An 849-nucleotide genomic window follows, 5' to 3' on the forward strand; every position below is an offset into this window, starting at 1 on the left:
CGGAAGCCGTTGGCCGCCGTCTGGACTTCATGATGCAAGAATTCAACCGCGAATCAAATACCTTGGCCTCCAAATCCATCAACGCCGACGTCACTGCCAGCGCCATTGAATTGAAGGTGCTGATTGAGCAGATGCGGGAGCAAATCCAGAATATCGAGTAACGTTTCACGCGATCTCATATCGTCTCGCCATCGCTAAAAAAAGCCATTGTAAATAATGGCTTTTTTTCATCCCTCTAATTGCTTCCAAATATCCGTGCCCGGACAACGGGAAGGGATCAACATCGACGCCCAAGTCTAACTATATAATTAATAGTGTATTTTCTATAATTGAATCAAAACAGCACTGAGCGTACAATCCAAATGTACATTTCAGGAGACACATCATGCGTACTTACACCTCAACGCAGGCGCGGGCCAAGATTTCAGAGGTATTGGATGCGGCCATGCATGGCGAACCGGTTGAAATCACCCGCCGAGACGGTAGCGCAGCAGTGGTCATCAGCAAGGCTGAATTTGAGGCATATCAAAACGCCAAGCTGGATGCGGAGTTTGATGTGATGATGCAACGTCATGGTCACACGGTAGAAGCGCTGACAAACCGATGATGTGGGTCAGCGCTCAGGACGTTATCGCCTTCCATAACCGCATATTGCAACGGCTTCCCGGCGTTGCTGGCATGTCCGATCCCGGCAGGGCTGAAGCACTCATCTATCGGGTGCAAAACAGAACGCATTATGAAGGCGTTACCGATGTTTTTGAGCTCGCCGCCACCTACTGGGTCGCTATCGCTCGTGGGCACATTTTTAATGATGGTAATAAGCGCACTGCGTTTTTTGTCACCATGACC

3 protein-coding genes are annotated in these 849 nt (G+C 49.5%); all 3 read left to right on the plus strand.

All coding sequences use genetic code 11. The features are described 5' to 3' along the window. The coding region (locus J5224_RS31380) for an endoribonuclease YicC domain-containing protein (protein ID WP_264628903.1) at window positions 1-161 on the plus strand (161 nt) is incomplete at its 5' end. 224 nt (window positions 162-385) lie between these two features. Further along, a complete protein-coding gene (locus tag J5224_RS31385; protein WP_264628901.1) occupies window positions 386-607 on the plus strand; it encodes a type II toxin-antitoxin system Phd/YefM family antitoxin in 222 nt (73 codons plus the stop codon). Further along, the coding region (locus J5224_RS31390; RefSeq protein ID WP_264628902.1) for a type II toxin-antitoxin system death-on-curing family toxin at window positions 604-849 on the plus strand (246 nt) is incomplete at its 3' end. The genes J5224_RS31385 and J5224_RS31390, both read left to right, overlap by 4 nt.

It is taken from the genome of Candidatus Symbiopectobacterium sp. NZEC135 (assembly GCF_025962695.1).

Coding starts and splice junctions, on each gene's coding strand:
- J5224_RS31385 (WP_264628901.1), top strand. CDS start 386: ATGCGTACTTACACCTCAACGCAGGCGCGGGCCAAGATTTCAGAGGTA.